At 68.8% G+C, this 14,117-nt stretch carries 13 protein-coding genes; 4 read left to right on the top strand and 9 right to left on the bottom strand.

Going from position 1 to position 14,117, the window contains the following annotated elements; translation table 11 throughout:
• Positions 1-34: 34 nt before the first annotated feature.
• Positions 35-199, bottom strand: coding sequence for a hypothetical protein (locus E1181_RS31235; protein ID WP_165944490.1), 165 nt, complete (start codon positions 197-199; stop codon positions 35-37).
• Positions 200-382: 183 nt separating this feature from the next.
• Here E1181_RS31235 and E1181_RS02160 point away from each other — a divergent pair, with 183 nt between their 5' ends.
• The gene (locus E1181_RS02160) at positions 383-1,171 is read left to right on the top strand and encodes an enoyl-CoA hydratase/isomerase family protein (protein ID WP_132672163.1); all 789 of its coding nucleotides are present in this window, start codon (positions 383-385) and stop codon (positions 1,169-1,171) included.
• A gap of 200 nt (positions 1,172-1,371) precedes the next feature.
• Positions 1,372-3,435, top strand: a complete 2,064-nt coding sequence (locus E1181_RS02155) for a sensor domain-containing protein (protein WP_235875779.1) — start codon at positions 1,372-1,374, stop codon at positions 3,433-3,435.
• Between the two features lie 2 nt (positions 3,436-3,437).
• Here the strand turns inward: E1181_RS02155 and E1181_RS31230 are convergent, their stop codons facing one another.
• Entirely contained in the window at positions 3,438-3,581 is a 144-nt protein-coding gene (locus E1181_RS31230; protein WP_165944492.1) for a hypothetical protein, read from the bottom strand.
• Positions 3,582-3,698: 117 nt separating this feature from the next.
• Between E1181_RS31230 and E1181_RS02150 the strand changes: the two genes are divergently transcribed.
• Entirely contained in the window at positions 3,699-4,214 is a 516-nt protein-coding gene (locus E1181_RS02150; RefSeq protein WP_235875768.1) for an enoyl-CoA hydratase-related protein, read from the top strand.
• Positions 4,215-4,267: 53 nt separating this feature from the next.
• Here the strand turns inward: E1181_RS02150 and groL are convergent, their stop codons facing one another.
• The 7 genes from groL to E1181_RS02115 all read right to left on the bottom strand — a co-directional run bounded on the left by groL (position 4,268) and on the right by E1181_RS02115 (position 12,127).
• A complete protein-coding gene (gene groL, locus E1181_RS02145) occupies positions 4,268-5,917 on the bottom strand; it encodes a chaperonin GroEL (protein ID WP_132672161.1) in 1,650 nt (549 codons plus the stop codon).
• Positions 5,918-5,974: 57 nt separating this feature from the next.
• Positions 5,975-6,694, bottom strand: a complete 720-nt coding sequence (locus E1181_RS02140; RefSeq protein ID WP_132672160.1) for a metal-sulfur cluster assembly factor — start codon at positions 6,692-6,694, stop codon at positions 5,975-5,977.
• Positions 6,691-7,704 carry an amidohydrolase family protein gene (locus E1181_RS02135; RefSeq protein ID WP_132672159.1) on the bottom strand — a complete coding sequence of 338 codons (1,014 nt, stop codon included), beginning with the start codon at positions 7,702-7,704 and terminating at the stop codon, positions 6,691-6,693. Before E1181_RS02135 ends, E1181_RS02140 begins: the two co-directional genes overlap by 4 nt.
• Before the next feature lie 79 nt (positions 7,705-7,783).
• Positions 7,784-8,134, bottom strand: a complete 351-nt coding sequence (mimD, locus tag E1181_RS02130) for a propane 2-monooxygenase effector subunit MimD (protein WP_408009014.1) — start codon at positions 8,132-8,134, stop codon at positions 7,784-7,786.
• On the bottom strand, positions 8,131-9,243 hold the full coding sequence (locus E1181_RS02125; RefSeq protein WP_132672158.1) for an aromatic/alkene monooxygenase hydroxylase subunit beta: 1,113 nt from the start codon (positions 9,241-9,243) through the stop codon (positions 8,131-8,133). Before E1181_RS02125 ends, mimD begins: the two co-directional genes overlap by 4 nt.
• 74 nt (positions 9,244-9,317) lie before the next feature.
• Positions 9,318-10,367, bottom strand: coding sequence for an FAD-binding oxidoreductase (locus tag E1181_RS02120; protein WP_132672157.1), 1,050 nt, complete (start codon positions 10,365-10,367; stop codon positions 9,318-9,320).
• 122 nt (positions 10,368-10,489) lie between these two features.
• The gene (locus E1181_RS02115; protein WP_132672156.1) at positions 10,490-12,127 is read right to left on the bottom strand and encodes a ferritin family protein; all 1,638 of its coding nucleotides are present in this window, start codon (positions 12,125-12,127) and stop codon (positions 10,490-10,492) included.
• Positions 12,128-12,314: 187 nt separating this feature from the next.
• Here E1181_RS02115 and E1181_RS02110 point away from each other — a divergent pair, with 187 nt between their 5' ends.
• Positions 12,315-14,102 (top strand): sigma-54-dependent Fis family transcriptional regulator, encoded by a 1,788-nt coding sequence (locus tag E1181_RS02110; protein ID WP_132672155.1) that lies wholly within the window; start codon positions 12,315-12,317, stop codon positions 14,100-14,102.
• Positions 14,103-14,117 lie beyond the last annotated feature (15 nt).

Here is a 14,117-nt window from a genome sequence, read left to right as displayed (position 1 = left end):
CAGGGCCTCCCGGAACAGAGTCCTCAGTGGACGCTCAGTCGTCGTCGGGCTTGGCGTGGTCCGCCTTGCCCGGGTTCGGGTCGCGGGAGAGGTCGATGAGCGGGTCGAGACCAGACCCCTCGGGCGCGGCGTGGTCGGGGACGCCGGGGTTGGGGTCGCGCGAGAGGTCGATCTCCGGGCGCTCGTTGTCGGTGCTCACACGGTCCTCCTGCGGTATCCAGGCGCCACTGCCGCGCCTGCTCCTTCGAACACCAGGATGCACGATGACCACCCGGGACCTGCACGCCGCTCCGGGGCACCTCGGTGGCGCGAGCCGGGGCGTTCGCTTCCCTAGAGTGGGCGGGCCCGCTCCGCCACCTCCCGTGGGAAGGACTCCGCTCCGATGAGCACCGACCTCGTGACCTGCACCGTCGAGGACCACGTCGCCGTGGTGACGTTGAACGACCCGCCGATGAACGTCACCACCCTCGAACTCACCCGGCAGCTCAACGCCGTGCTGCGCCGGCTCGCCGACGACCCGGGGACGCGCGTGCTGGTGCTGACCGGGGCGGGCGACCGGGCCTTCTGCGCGGGGTCGGACATCAAGGAGTTCCCGTCCCTGATCGCCGGCGGCGACGTGGTGGACCGGAAGCTGACGTTCGAGAACGAGACGTTCGGCCTCGTCGACGAGTTCCCGAAACCCACGATCGCCGCGCTCAACGGGCTCGCCTACGGCGGTGGGCTGGAGCTGGCGGTGTGCTGCGACCTGATCATCGCCGAAGCCGGTACCGAGGTCGCGCTGCCCGAGATCAAGCTCGGCGTGATCCCGGCATCCGGCGGGCCGGTCCGCGTCACGCGCCGGGTGGGCGAGGCGCGCGCCGTGGAGATGATGTTCTTCGGCGACCCGGTGCCCGTGGAGACCGCGCTGACCTGGGGTCTGGTCAACCGCGTCGTCCCCCGGGGCGACGCGCTCACCACCGCCCGCGAGCTGGCCGCGCGCCTGACCGAACTCCCCGCCACGGCGCTCGCGCTGGCCAAGCAGGCGGTGCGCAACGGCCGGGACGGCGACCGGGAGGCGATCCGGTCGACGTTGCCGCTGTCCAAGCAGGCGTTCGCCTCACCCGACGCGGCAGAAGGTGTGCGGGCCTTCCTCGGCAAGGAGGCACCGCAGTTCAACTCGTCCGAGCGGTGAGGACCAGGTGATCGAGGCATTGTGCGTCTCGAACACCTCTCTCCCCGACGAAGCGCTGACGATCTGAGAGCCCGGGCACAGGCCCGTCACGCAGCGGCGCAGCAGGACATCGCACCACCGAACGCTCAGGGCGGGAACACCGCCACCGAGCCGAACCATGGGGCGCACACGCCCCCGTTGCCGAGTGGAGATGCATGCACATGACCGAGGTTCACGGCGTGGCCGACGTGAGCGCATTCGTCGGCCCATTCGGACGGTCGCTGGACAACTACGCCGTTTACACGCTCGACGCGACGGGTACCGTCACCAGCTGGAACCACGGTGCGGAGCGGATCATGGGCGCAACCGCGTCCGAGGTGATCGGCAGCAGCACGAAGGCGTTCTACACGCCCGAGCAGATCACCCACGGCCATCCCGAGAAGTCGCTGGAACAGGCGCGCGAGCATGGCTCGCACGTCTACGAGGACTGGCGCGTGCGCAAGGACGGCAGTTGGTTCTGGGCGAACGTGGTGATCAGCGCTCTGTGGTCGCCGGAGGGCGACCTGCTCGGCTACGCGAAGCTGACCCGCGACGACACCGCGCTCCACCAGCAAGTGGAGACCTCGCTGCGGCAGTTCCGCGATCTCTACGAGCTCGCCCCGGTCGCGATCGGTCTCTTCGACCGGTTCGGCCACGTCATCGACTCCAACACGGCGCTGTGCGAGCTGCTGAAATACTCGCCGGACGAGCTGCAGGGCATGCACGTGACGGCGCTGCTGGATCCGGACACCCCCAGGCTCGACGACATCGCCGCGTCGTTCGCGAACGGAGCACCGCCGGACGACCAGGCGGTGTACGAGCGGGCGTTGTCCCGGCCCGACGGCAGACCCGTCCACTGCGAGCTCCACATCGCGAAATCCCAGCAGTCGTCCGGTGATCCTTTCTGGCTGGTGGTCTTCGAGGACATCACCGACCGGCGGCGCGAGGCCGAATCGCTGCGCTACTGGGCCTACCACGACGAGCTGACCGGTCTGTGGAACCGCGCGGCGATCCCGCAGCTGGTCGCCGACACCGATGTGGCGCGGGCCGCGGTGCTGTACTGCGACATCAAGAACTTCAACCGCATCAACGAAGCGCTCGGATACGAGGCGGGCGACGAGGTGCTGATCGCCGTGGCGCAGCGCTTGCGGGACAAGCTGCCCACCGGATGGTCGGTGGCCCGCACGGCGGCCGACGAGTTCGCCCTCGTGTGCCCCGACGTCGCGGCGGAGGGCGAGATCTCCGAGATCGTGACCACGGTGGCCGATCTGATGCACGCGACGATCCCGGTGCGGGAGCAGCGCGTTCAGGTCTCGGCCATGATCGGGGCCGCCGTCGGTTCCGAGTGCGGTGGCACCAGCGCCGAAGACCTCGTCCGGTGGGCGTTCTCGTCCTTGCAGGAGGCGAAGAAGGCGGGCCTGTCCACCATCGCGTTCGCCGAGCGCAAGCTGATCGACTCGATCGACGACCAGCTGGAGCTGGAGACCGAGCTCCGCGACGCGATCGACAACGACGAGCTGGCGCTGCACTACCAACCGGTGGTGGGGGCGGACGGCACGATCCGCACCTGCGAGTCGCTGCTGCGCTGGGAGCACCCCGAGCGCGGGATGCTGTCGCCCGGAACGATCCTGCCGGTCGCCGAGCGGGCGGGGATGCTGGCCGACCTCGACGCGTGGGTGCTGGGCAGGGCGCTGCACGACGCGGCGAGCTGGCCGGTCCCGCCGGGCGGGAAACCGGTGTCCGTGGCGGTGAACGTCGCCGAGCTGATGCCCGGCTACCCGACCTTCAACGACCTGCTGGAACGGCTCGTCTCCGAGACCGGCATCGCGTGGGACCGCATCGTCATCGAGCTGGTCGAGACCGCGATCGTCGACGTGCCGTCCCGGATGCACGACAGCATGAACGACCTCCGGGCCCTCGGCGTGCGCTTCTCCGTGGACGACTTCGGCACCGGGTACTCCTCGCTGACGCGCATCCGGGACTTCCCGGCGCAGTCCATCAAGATCGACCGGACGTTCGTCCAGGACATCACCACCAGCCGCGTCGACCGGATGCTGGTCAGCGCGGTCACCGACCTCGCGGGCGCGCTGGACTGCGTCACGGTCGCCGAAGGCGTCGAAACCCCCGAGCAGTTCGAGGCCCTGCGGTCCATGGAGGTCGACGCCTACCAGGGCTGGCTGTTCTCCAAGGCCGTCCCCGGCCCGGAACTGGCCCGGCTCATCGAAGCGGGCCCGATCACCTGGTGAGCTCAGCCGTCGTCCTCGGGCTCGGTCGTCTCGCTGATGTGGTCGAGCCGCCAGCCCTGGGCGGTCAGCTCGGGCAGGGCCCGCGCGAGGCAGTCCCGGTGCTGGGCGTGCTGGGTTTCGGGTGTGTCGTGCGTCGTGTTCGGCACTGCGCTACCTCCCGATCGTGTCAGGACAGGACTACCGCTCCGGCGGGCTCGACGTGGTCTCAAAGTGAGACATGGCGCGGTTTCCGCTGAACCTAGGGTCTCCCGTGGTTGGTGGTGATGCCGCGATCGCTGGAGGCGCTGATGCTCGACCTGGAACACCGGGACGTGGCGGTGCTGGTGCGTATCCGCCCCGCGGATCGCCGCGTGCTCACCGCTGAGCTGCTCGACAGCTTGACCGAGGCCCTCGCCTACATCGGGCCGGACCGGGCCGTCGTCCTCACGGGAGCGCGCGGGGTGTTCGCACCCGATCTCGATCCGGTCGAGGGTCCTTCGCGGGACGCCGCCCGCCTCGCGCTGCCGGCGGCGCTGAGTGCTCTTCGGGCTCACCCGCTTCCGGTCGTCGCGGCGCTCAACGGCGATGCCGTCGGGGCGGGCTACGCGTTGGCCGCCGCCGCGGACGTCCGCATCATGTCCACCGGAACCGTGCAGCCCGCGTCCGGATTCGGTCCACATCGGACACCGGAGTCCTTCGCGCTCGGCTCGGTCGACTTCCGCTGCACCGCAGCGGAACTCATCTCGCTCGCGTTGCACCAGGTCCGGGCGCTCAGCCGCCGCGAGTTCGCGCGCCGGTGAACCGGGCGAGGTGCGCCCACCACGACAGCGGTGGGCGCACCTCCTGACCCCCTCTAGTAGATGTTCGAGGGGCGTACCATTCCTTCTGCCAGGTCGCCGGTGCCGGGGGCCATGATCGCTCCCGGGTTCCCGACGATCTCCTCGACGACGGCGGTTTCCGTGGTGATCAGCAGCGCCGCGATGGACGCCGCGCTCTCCAGCGCCGAACGGGTCACCTTCAGCGGGTCCACGACACCGGCGGCGAACAGGTCGCCGTACTCGCCGGTGAGCGCGTCGAACCCGTTGCCCACGTCCATGGCCGCCACGCGGGTGACGACCTCTCCCCCGTCGTAGCCGGCGTTCCCGGCGATCCACCGCAGCGGTTCGCCGAGCGCGCGGCGCACGATCTCGCGCCCCTGGGCCGCATCGCCGTCGAGCCCGACGAGGTCGACGCACCGGCCCGCCTGGGCCAGCGACGCGCCGCCACCGGCCACCACGCCCTCTTCCAGGGCCGCCCGAGCCGCCGCCAGCGAGTCCTCGACCCGCAGCATCCGCTCCTTGAGCTCGACGCTGGTCGCCGCGCCGACGCTCACCACGGCGATGCGGCCCGACAGCCGCGCGATGCGCAGCCGCAGGCTGTCCTGGTCGTGCTCGATCCTGGCCCGCTGCAGCAGGTTCTCCAGCTGGCCGATCCGGCCCCGCACGGCCGATTCCTCGCCTGCGCCACCGATGATCGTCGTGGTGTCCTCGGTGATCGTGATGTGCTCGCAGCGGCCGAGGTCCCGCTCGGTGACGTCGGCCAGCGCGATGCCCGAGTCATCGCTGACCACGCGCCCGCCGAGCGCCGAGGCCAGGTCCTCCAGCTCCGCGACCCTGCGGTGGCCGAAGCCGGGAGCGCGCACCACGACCGAGGGGCACGTGCCGTGCACGTTGCCGCTGAGGATCATCTGCAGCGCGGCACCGTCGACGTTCTCCGCGACGACCACCAGCGGGCGGTCCAGCCTGCGAGCCGCCTCCACCGTGGGCATCAACTCCTGGACCTGGCTGATCTTCTTGTTGGTCAGCAGGATCACCGGGTCGTCGTAGCCGACCTCCATGCGCTCCCGGTCGGTGACCATGTAGGGCGAGGTGTAGCCGTGGTCGAACTCGATCCCGTCGACCAGCTCGACGCTCAGGCCGGTGCCCTCGGACTCCTCCACCTCGACGACTCCGTCGCCGCCCACCGCGGCCAGGGCCTGCGCGATCACCCGGCCGATCCGCTCGTCGTCGCCGGCCGCCAGGGTGGAGATCCGCTCCAGCTCGGTCTCACCGGAGACCTGGGTGGAGGACTTGCGCAGCCACTCGACCACGGCGTCCACGGTCTCCTCGATGCCGCGACGCACCCGCATCGGGTTCGCCCCTTCGCTCAGGGCCGCGAGCCCCTCGCGCACCATGGCCTGGGCGAGCACGGTCGCGGTGGTGGTGCCGTCGCCCACGGCACCGTTGGTCTTCATCGCGACTTCCTTGACCAGCTGGGCACCCATGTTCGCGAAGGGCTCCCGCAGCTGCACTTCCCTGGCGATCGTCACGCCGTCGTTGGTGATGGTCGGCGGGCCGGTCAGCTTCTCCAGCACCGCGTTGCGCCCCTTGGGCCCCAGCGTCACCTTCACCGCGTCGGCCAGCGCGTTGACGCCCAGCTCCAACTGGCGTCGTGCGTCGACGCTGAACCGCAGCTCCTTCGCCATGATTCCCACTTCCCTCTCTGCGCAGCGGATCTACCAACACCCGGACACGGGCCCAGCTCAGGTGATTCTCGAATTCGTGATGACGAGGTCGTTCTCGGTGTAGCGGGTCGCGAGCAGGTCCCGGCAGAAGTGGGCGTTGCCCTCGATCGAGACCCTCGTGGCGGCGGCGAAGCGCAGCCACAGCGCGGTATCGGTGCTCGGGATCGGCGAGCCCTCGTGGTCGACGAGCACGCGCGCGTGCGCATGACCGGGCAGTCCGATCGCCTCCCGCCGCCGCACCAGGGCGGCTTTGAGGCGCCCCTCGGGCAGGTCGAACAGCTCCAGCATCGGCAGCTCGTCGAGCGACCACGCACCACCGCCGAGCACCGACCGGCAGCAGCGCTCCACCGCCGCCAGGTGGGCCTTGCGCTGGAAGGTGCGGCGAAGATCGTCGAGCCCCTCCTCGGCCTCGGAACCGAAAGTTCCGGCGTACCCGAGGCCGGCCGCGATGCCGTTGTTGATCTTCTCGGAGTCGTGGTGGTCGTCCAGCAGCACCCGAACCCGTCCCACCCCGGGCACTTCGGCGAGCGCGTCGTGGGCGTCGGCCACCATCAGGTAGGCGAAGTTGAGGGCGCAGAACGAGGTCGGCAGGCGCAGGTGCACCTCGACCCCGGCGTCGTCGACGACCACCGAGCGCACGAACCCCAGTTCCGTCACGGGCTCGTCCAGCTCGGGGTCGGTCACTGTCGCCAACGCCGCCAGGACGTCGGTCTCCACGGAGCGGAGGGTGGCGGTCATCGCGCCTCCGCCCCCGCCACCGCGGCAGCGGCGACCTGGAACTCGCCGGGCACGTCGATGTCGTACAGCGCCGCGGCGTTGAGCCCGAGGACCTTCCGCTTCTGCTCCGGCGTGATCGGCGCGTACTCCGTCAGGTCCGCCGGGATCTGGAAGTCGACGAACTTCTCCACCAGCCACCCCGGAGTCCACAGGGCGTAGTCGCTGCCGAAGAGGATCCGGTCCTCGCCGATCCAGTACAGGAGTTCGCCGATGATCTGCGCGAAGTACCGGGGACGGGAGTGGATGAACGGCATCGCGACCGCGAGCCCGCCGTAGACGTTGGGCTCCTGGGTGGCGATCCAGCAGAAGTCCTCCAGCCGCGGCAGCCCGACGTGCTCGACGACGAAGTTGAGGTCGGTGTAGTCGGTGGCGACCTTGTCGACGTCGGCGACGTCGAAGGCGTCCCGGTCCAGCGGCCGGATCGTCGGTCCCTTGTGGACGTGGATGTTCTTGATGCCGAGTTCGAGGCATTCTTCGAGGTAGCGGCGCGACCACCGGTCGTCGAGCCGGTAACCCCGCGAGTCGCCGTTCCACTCGGCGGTGTAGAGCTTGACGCCCTGGAGGTTCATCCGCTCGGCGTCCCGGCGCAGCTGCTCCAGGCCGGCCTCACCTTTGCGGGGATCGTAGGCGTGGTTGTAGGTCAGCTTGTCCGGATGCCGCTGGGTGAGCCCGAACGCCTCCTCCGTCTGGCCGAAACCAGTCTCGTAGAAGTCGTTGAGCAAGGTCGCCTGGAAGATGGCGTGATCGACGTGGCCGTCGTCGAAGACGTCCTTCATGAACCGCTCGGAGCCGTAGTAGGTGTAGGTGTCGTAATCCCACACGTGCTCTTCGGGGCTGAGGTTGCGGTGGTAGTCGTAGAAGCAGTCGATGAACTGCTTGCCGTGGATGTTCTTGCGGTTCGACTCGCGGGCGTCCCAGATGTGGACGTGCCCGTCAACCACGAAATATCTCTCGCCGTCCTTCTCGTACATCGCGTCCCACCCTTCGTGCTGTGGAATCGCGGTGGCGGGGCGTCGAGAACAGCGCCCCGCCACCGCGGGCTCGGATCGGTCAGTCCCGCGCGAGCAGGTCGAAGCCGATGTACTCGGCCGCGTCCTCGGGGTTGGCGAACAGGATCGTGCGGTCGTCGAGGTGCACCATGCGGCCGTAGTGGGTGGAGCTGATCTCCTCGAAGATCGACCCGTCGAAGGGCTCGCCGAGCGCCTCGGTCAACTCGTCGTAGTCGAACTCCAGGAGCTTGGTGCCGTCCACGCGGATCATGGACGGGTACTCCACGAGGTCGATGCCCTCTTTGCCCGCCATCACCTCGGCCACCACGCGCCCGATCGGGGTGTTCATCAGGGTGACGCCGCACATGTTCGACGACCCCGCCTGCGAACCGAACTGCATGCTGCCGCTCACTGGTCCAACTCCTTCGGCACGTCGAGCCCGATCTCCTCGAGCAGCTGGCTGAACTTCTCCTTGGTCGCGCTCAACGAGTCGTCGAAGGTGCGCGTCTTCTCCGCAGGCTGAGACCAGATGGGCTGCAGCGCGTGCGCCGCGGCCAGGCACGGCGGTACCCACTTGGTCAGCCACCGCCCGAACAGCTCCCGGTTGGCAGCGCCGTGCTCCTCGTCGCGGGTGAGCAGCCGGAACAGCGCGCGGGTGTAACCGAGGTCGCGGTTGTAGTCGTGCTCACCGGTCCCGACGATGGTCGGCGTGATGTAGTCGCCGTTCTTGGCCGAGATCTGCATGACCAGTTCGGAGCGGACGAGCTGGCCCACGAGCTGCTCGAAGATGACGTTGGTGCCGAACAGCAGCTCCGCCCAGTCGCCGACGGCGGTGAGCTCCTCGACGACCTTGCGGGTGGGCTGCCACTCCTGCGCCGAGTACCAGACCTCGTGGTGCACGGCGCCTTCGAAGGACTCCAGGGACTCCGAGAGGTCCAGGTTGAACAGGGCGAGGTCCTGGGCGAAACGCATCTTGTGCGCCGCGTTGACCGCCACCGCGGTGTTGATCATGTTGGTCGGCCCGGAGCGCTGGATGGAGGTGAACACGTGCAGCGCCATGCCGTTCTCGGCGTGCATCCAGGCACCCAGGTTGCGGGCGATGAACTTCTGCCAGGCGGTGTTCCAGCCGCCGTAGGCGTCGGCTCGCTTGGCGTTCTCCAGCCCCAGGGAGACCTGACGCACCACCGCCGCGTTGTTGCGGTAGATCGTCTGCTCCCACTCCTCGTTGGGGTCCAGGAACGCGTGCCAGTCGGATGACTTCGCCGCGGTCCACTCCTGCGGGTATCCGCCGGGACCGTCGCCGAAGCCGTAGATCCAGCCCTGGCTGAGGTGGCGCTCCGGGTCGGGCTGCACGTCGACGGTGACGTCCTCGTACACCGTGGCCCGCAGCTTGGCCGGCTTGAAGTAGTTGTAGCTCCGGCTCTTCGAGCTGGGGAACTCCAGCGCGCCGGCCTCGGAATCGGTGAACTCGATCTTCGGGAAGCTGCGCTCCTTGGGCGCGGGCGTTGAACTGCTCGCCATCTGATCTCTCCTTTGACATCTCCGCTGCGACGCCTGGGTCTCGGGGGCGTTGACCGCTCCCCCACCCGGCCGGATCACTCGTCGGGCTGGACCGCTGTGGTGAACTTGTCGTAGAAGACCTGGTCCTCGGGCACTCCCCGGCGCTCGGCCAGCGCCAGCGCCGCGTCCACCATCGGCGGGGGCCCGCACAGGTAGACCTCGGCCTTGTGCAGCTCGGGCTCGGCCGCCTCGACGACGTCGGTGACCACGCCGGCCTCCACCGCGACGTCGAGATCGCCTGCGCCGTCGGTGGATTCCGACAGCGCGACGACGAAACCGAAGTCCGCCAGCCGTTCACCCAGCGCGCGGATCTCGTCGAGGTAAAACAGGTCGGCGGCCGTGCGGGCGCCGTAGTAGAAGCGGATCCGGCGGGTGTCGCCGGTTTCGCTGAGGTACCGCAGCAGCCCGAGCACGGGCGCCATGCCCGCACCACCGGCCATCAGCACCAGCGGCAGCACGTGCCCGTTCTTCAGGGTGAAGTTGCCGTAGGGCCCGGTCAGCTCGATCGTGTCGCCGACCGCGATGCCCTCCTCCAGCAGGGAGGAGAACCGCCCGCCCGGGTACTTCTTGATGACGAATTCGACGTGGTCGGTGGTCGACGGCGTCGTGGCCATCGAGAACGACCGGTGCTCGTCGGTGCCCGGGATGGTCAGGTCGGCGTACTGGCCTGCCTTGAACTCGTACGCGGCCGGTTCGACCGGTTTGAGCTTGAGGCCCACGATGTCGCGGGTGTGCTCGACGATCTCCAGGACCTCGGTGCTGACCTGCTGCAACGGGGCCGAGTTGAGCAGCTCTTCCTCGTCGAAGTTGAGCAGCTCGATCGTGCAGTCGCTGAAGGCGTGCGCCCGGCAGAGCAGGACGTAGCCCTCCTCGACCTCGGCGTCGTTGCAGGCGAAGGTGGAGTAGCGCTCCATCTGGATCTCGCCGTCCAGGACGTAGGACTTGCACGCCGAGCACTGCCCCTCGCGGCAGCCGTGCATGAGGTGAACGCCCTGGCGGAACGCGGCGTCGAGGATCTTCTCGTCCTCGCCCGCCTCCATCTCGATGTCGACGGGTTCGAAGGAGATGCGGTGCTTGTCGGCCATCGGAATCTCGATTCTCAGCGCGGCGTCCGCGGCGTGGACGCCAGTGGCCCGGCTCAGGGGAAGGGGACCGCGGACGGCGGCGGTGAGGTGGTGGGACACCGCCGTCCGCGGTCCTCAGACCGTCAGGACGAGGTCACGTTGGGGTTGGCGCGGTAGGACGCCGCCCACTCCTCGCGCTCCTGATCGGTCATCTGGTTGAGGGTCACGTTCGGGCTGGAGAACTGGATCCCTCGCAGGTCGTCGAGCGTCCACATCCGCTTCGGGTCGTCCAGGTCCAGGTGGGGCTGCGGGATGAGAGTCTTGCCGTCGTCCCGGACGTAGCCGAGGCCGGAGACGATGTCGGCCAGATCCCGGTCGTGGTGCAGCGTCTCCCACTCGCGGTGCCCGGTGAGACGACCCATGTTCGGGGTCTCCCGGCCCTCGTACTCGCCGCGGAAGGCGACCGTGTCGGTCCAGGCGCAGGGCTCCGAGCAGTAGGTCCGCCACTGGCCGTCGACCTTGTCGACCACCATGTCCTCGCGGACCAGGCAGGGGACCATGCAGGTCCAGCAGCGGTGCGGGTACTCGTAGCCGACGTCCTCGAAGGCGATCGGCTTGTTGCGACCCGGGTAGCGCAGCCGGTTGTAGGCCTCCCACCACTTGCCGAACTGGTTGTACCAACCCGGGTACTTGTGCTCGAACCACTCGAAGTCGGTGTCGGTCATCGGGTCGATGCGCCAGTAGTTCACCGGCCAGCCGGTGGCGAAGAACTGCGCCACCCGGTGCACGTAGAACTGGTTGGTGATGCGGTTCCACGCCTGCTCGACCAGGTCGTGCGGGATGGTCAGGCCGTACTTCTCCAGCGGCAGCAGGTAGCTGCGGTAGTAGTCGTCGTAGATCCAGCGGCGCCACATCTCGGCGTAGGACTCGCGGTCCTTGCGGCGGTCCTTGGTGCCGTACTCGACGAAGGTGCCGATGGCGGCGTCGACCACGCAGTGGTTGTTCCACCACGCGTAGCGCAGGTCGCGCTCCAGCAGCGGGCGGTTGCGCTCGTCGGCCAGGGCCATCAGCAGGATGGAGTAGCCGTTGCTGATGTGCCGCGACTCGTCGGACTGCACCGAGTGGAAGACGGTGGGCAGCAGGTAGTCGCCGTTGGCGGCCGCCTCGTCGGGCATCGCGACGAACAGCGTGTTGGTGAAGGCCGTTTCGGCCACGACCGTCAGGTAGATGTTGGCCGCGGTGATCGCGTCACCGGTGATGAACCCCTCGCCGAACTGCCTGCCGATGGTGCCCGCGTAGTTGTTCGCGAACGCCTTCTCGGTGATGTCGAACCCGGCCGGATCGATGTAGTTGTTCATGTACAACTTCTTGAGGTTCATCTGGATCGTCGAGTGCCGGACCTCGTCGATCATCTGCACCGCGAGCCCGTTGTGGATCTCCGGGTTCGGCACGGCGTCGATGGCCATCGGCATCGCTCGCGCGGCCGAGATCTCCGGGAACGGGATGATGGACAGGAAGAGCTTCTGCCACTCCAACCAGCGCTGCTGCACCTGCCGGAACATGTTTCCCCGGACGGCGCCGTCCATCGCGCCGAAGACGCGGTTGTCCTTCTCCTCCTCCATCGGGAAGTACGACCGCATGATCTGCTTGAGCGGGTCCTTCTTCGGCGCCTTGTCGAAGGTGTAGTCGGTGCCGAAGCGTGTCGCGGGGGTGGCGAACGTCGGTTCCCACGACAGCTCGGTGATCTTGTTGTGCGCCTTGGTGAGACTCTGCCTGCTCAATTCAGCCTCCTCGAAGCCGGTGGTGCGAACGTGGGCAGTCGTCGCTGACGGAGGAGAGTGTGTTGCGGATCGCACTCGACATCTGTCTCAATGTGAGATCGAGGCTCCGGTGAGTAGTCACCACGATGAGCCTGCGTGGGGTGGAACAGCGCAGTGGCCCAGCGCGCAGACGTCAAGGGAGACGCTCATGTCGACGCACGGACACAGATCAGATGCGCAGCTCAGCGCCTTGCGGGAGAAGTTCCTCGCTTGTCCCCGGACCGACTTCTCCGGGGTTCGGGGGATCATCTCCGCGTCGTGGCGGCGCGCGCTGGAGCACGACGTCGCCACAGACGAACCCGATCCGATCTTCGTCGCCGACCGCGACGAGGAGAGCCTCCTGGTCCGCAGTGCGACGCCGATCCTGGAGAACCTGTCCACCGAGCTCGTGGGCCACCCGGTCGCTGTGCTGCTCACCGACGCCGACGGTCTGGTCGTGCGCCGGTCGAGCGCGGATCGCGCGCTGCACGCCGGGCTGGACCGGATCTCGCTGGCCCCGGGGTACAGCTACGCCGAGGAGTCCATCGGGACCAACGGCATCGGCACCACGCTCGAATGCCAGGAACCGGTGCTGGTCTCGGGTTTCGAGCACTTCAACAGCCGGCTCGCCGACTTCGAGTGCGCGGGCACTCCGATCTACCACCCGGTGCGCGGCCATTTGGTCGGCGCGCTGGACCTGACCTCGTGGGCCGGAACCCCGGGTCCGCTGCTGCTGACCCTCGCGCGCCGGACCGCCAAGCAGATCGAGGACGCGATACTGGAAGGTCTCGGAACGCGCGAACTGGCGCTGTTCCGCGAGTACCTGTCCTCCTGCCAGCGGGGTTCGGGCGCGATCTTCGCGGTCAACGAGGATGTCGTGATGGTCAACAGCCACGCCCAGGACCTCTACGACGCGGCTGACCGGGCGGCGCTGATCACCCACTCAGCCGACGTGGCCGGGTGCCGCGAGCGAGCCACCGTGCTGGCCGACCTGCCCTCCGGGCTGGTCGCGCGCCTGGAATACCGGCCGGTGTACAGCGGAACGCTGCTGGCCGGAGGCGTGTTCCGCGTCAAGAACCACACGCCGTCCCCCCGCTCCCCCGGCATACCCGACCTGCCGCTGCCCGGAGTCGTCGGCGCCAGCCCCGCTTGGCGGCAGGCGTGCTCGGCGGCCGACACCAGCTACCGGGGCGGGAGCTGGCTGATCCTCAGCGGCGAGCCCGGCACCGGCAAGACCGCTCTCGCGCGAGCCGTCGCGCGTCGCCACGCACCGAGCTGCCACCTGGTGGAGCTGGACTGCGCGGAGATCGACGACGTCGAGGCGTGGACGGAAGCGCTCGCCGAGCACGTGGCCGACGAGACCTCCCCGGTAGTCGTACTGCGCCACGCCGACGCGATCGGGGCGCAGGACGTGCAGCACCTCACCGACCTGTTCACCTCGTGGCAGGCCGCCCCTCCCGAGCAGGCGCCGTCCTGGGTCGCGGTCACGCTCAGCGATGAACCGGACGATCCGGATTCGGTGGGCCTGCTGATGCCGTTCTTCGCGCACACCGTCGAGGTTCCGCCGCTGCGCCACCGGACCGAGGACCTGCAACGGCTGGTTCCGCACCTGCTGGCCCGGCACGCGCGCTGCCGGGACCTGGTGGCCTCCGACGCCTGCCTGCGCCAGCTGATGCGGCTGCCGTGGACCGGCAACGTCCGGCAGCTGGAGCGCGTGCTGGCCGAGGTCTCCCGCAGGCACCGCTCGGGTCCGATCGCGGTCACCGACCTGCCCGCCGAGTGCCGGACCGTCACGCGCCGCCAGCTCACCCACATGGAATCGATCGAGCGCGACGCCATCGTCCAGAGCCTCGCGGCCAACCACGGGAACAAGGAGCACGCGGCAGCCGACCTCGGCATGTCGCGCGCGACGATCTACCGCAAGATCCGCTCCTTCGGAATCGTCTGCGGCAGTTGAGGTTCCGGCCGTTCC

Origin of the sequence: Saccharopolyspora terrae, assembly GCF_004348435.1 — a bacterium.
Taxonomy (GTDB): domain Bacteria; phylum Actinomycetota; class Actinomycetes; order Mycobacteriales; family Pseudonocardiaceae; genus Saccharopolyspora; species Saccharopolyspora endophytica.
The sequence above is the reverse complement of the archived record's forward strand: the minus strand, read 5'-3'. Positions and strand labels throughout refer to the sequence as shown.